Annotated in this window: 2 protein-coding genes and 1 pseudogene; all 3 read left to right on the top strand. The window is 35.2% G+C overall.

The features are described 5' to 3' along the window. A pseudogene (locus GGR08_RS07845) lies at window positions 1–758 on the top strand (hypothetical protein); the annotation flags it as partial. A 135-nt stretch (window positions 759–893) separates the two neighbouring features. Further along, entirely contained in the window at window positions 894–1,247 is a 354-nt protein-coding gene (locus GGR08_RS07850; RefSeq protein WP_183194745.1) for a hypothetical protein, read from the top strand. A 6-nt stretch (window positions 1,248–1,253) separates the two neighbouring features. Continuing rightward, the coding region (locus GGR08_RS07855; RefSeq protein WP_425485764.1) for a DUF6990 domain-containing protein at window positions 1,254–1,974 on the top strand (721 nt) is incomplete at its 3' end.

The raw sequence follows: 1,974 nt of genomic DNA on the forward strand, positions 1-1,974 counted from the left end.
TTCTTCCTGCGGTAGCAGCTGCTGTAGCGTTCATTGTGTCGCTTACGCCACAAGAGTTGGCAGCTCTGTCTCTTTTTATGGCTGGTGGAGCAACTGTTGTTCAATCTCCTAACAATAGAACCGCTATAGCTGATTTCCTTACCTATTGGTTTGCATCGAAAAATTCTGCAGAAGATAGCGAAAAAACAAATCAAAACTCACAAGAAGAAAAAAATAAAGATTCTCAGAAGGAAAGTAAAAATAAGAAAAAAAACGGAAACAATAAAGAACCACAAAACAATAATGATGGAAAGGGTAACATACTTGAACAAGTCAGGAAGCATCATGATAAAAAACGCGATGAGAAAAAACAAGAATTAAAGGATGAAGGATGTATAGTATGCGAGACAGAAATAGTATTCAAAACTAAGACGGATAAGGGGGTAGTAAAATCTCGTGCGGATATTGTTTATATAGAGAATGGTAAAATAAAAATTGGCGAGGTAAAAACGGGGAAGAATTCTAAATTAAGTGAACAACAAAAGATTTTAAAAGAGGCATATAAAGAAGGAAATGCTGAGTCTACAAAAGGAAAATTTATAAAATTTTTTAAAGAGAACAAAGAGTTCTTAGAGAAATATCAAGAATCGTTCAAAGATTTTAAAGGAAGTGATAAAGAATTAAACGAGGCTAGTAAAGAATGGATTAAAGGACAATTGAATAATAAGTTAGACAAAACTGACGTTAACGTTTTTCATTATCCAGGACTTTTTGAATGAAAGTGAATAGCGATGCGAACTAAAGACGTGACAGAGATTTTAAAAACGCTTGGCTGGGAGACGAAAGATCAACTATTATTTACAGTGGTAGAACAGTATTAGCGTGAATAAACTGCGACTTATGGAGAATAATCTATGAACTTTTCGTTAAAAAAAATACATCGCCCTGATATTATTTATGTGGAGAAAGGTGTATTAAAAGTTATTGATATAAAAACTGGTAATTTTCAATTAACAGAATGTCAAAAAGATTTTGAAATAGCGTATAAAACAGGAGATGCAAAACCTTTTGGGAAAATTATGAAACGCTATCTGGGCGAAAATAAGGAACAGCTTAATAAATACCAAGAAGATTTGAAAAAATTTGAAGGAGATGCAGAGCTTCTGAAAGAGTTTAGAGACAATTGGAGTGAAAATCAAATAAACAAAGAGTGGAATAGAATAATTCCTTATACAGTTAGCTGTTATCCGGCGGTTGGAGAAGAGTGAAACATTATGCAAACTAAAGATGCAGCAGAAATATTAAAAAGTCTGGGCTGTGAGCTCTATCGTGATGAAGTAGGCGATACATTTGCCTATTATTATCTTCCGGATCGCATTGTGGATTTGAGCTATGGTGTGAAACATGAAACGGATGGTGAAAAATTTTGGTTATTAGCTAGCCTCACAACTGCTTCTTATAGTCTTGCTTGTGAATATTCTAGGGGGCAAAAGTCACGGTATGGATATATACTCTATCCAGAAATAGGTGATTTCGGGGTTACGGTACCGGATCTTTCAGAAAGTCATATTGAATCTGCTTTAAACAAAGTCATTACTTGGGCGCAAGCACAAGATATTGAAAAAAAATTACATGAAGAAGCTGCTAATCATTCTCTTGTTGCAAAGGCTCTTCTCGGCGAGATAGAAGCTTTAAGGAGTTATGAGTCTACGCCCAAAATAAACGTATCAGAATTTTCTGATTATAAAATAATGACGTGGAATGAACGCTTGCTTCTTTTTGCGCAAGCTTATAAAAATGGGGAGTTAGACGATATTCTAACGCGTAAAAAGCCCAAACAGCGCTCGATAAGCCTTACTGCAGCAAGCCGTATTCTTAAAACCCAAGGGTGGTTTTCTACGGAACCTGGAAAAATGTGGCTCTCTTTGCCAGATCGTTTTATTCAATTTGATTTTGGCTTTATACGTCTTCATGATAATTACAATGTTCGTCTTG

It is taken from the genome of Bartonella fuyuanensis, from assembly GCF_014197255.1.
In the GTDB taxonomy this organism is placed as follows: Bacteria; Pseudomonadota; Alphaproteobacteria; order Rhizobiales; family Rhizobiaceae; genus Bartonella; species Bartonella fuyuanensis.

Excerpts from the sequence above, each read along its gene's own strand:
- GGR08_RS07850 (WP_183194745.1), top strand. The coding sequence starts at position 894 with ATGAACTTTTCGTTAAAAAAAATACATCGCCCTGATATTATTTATGTG.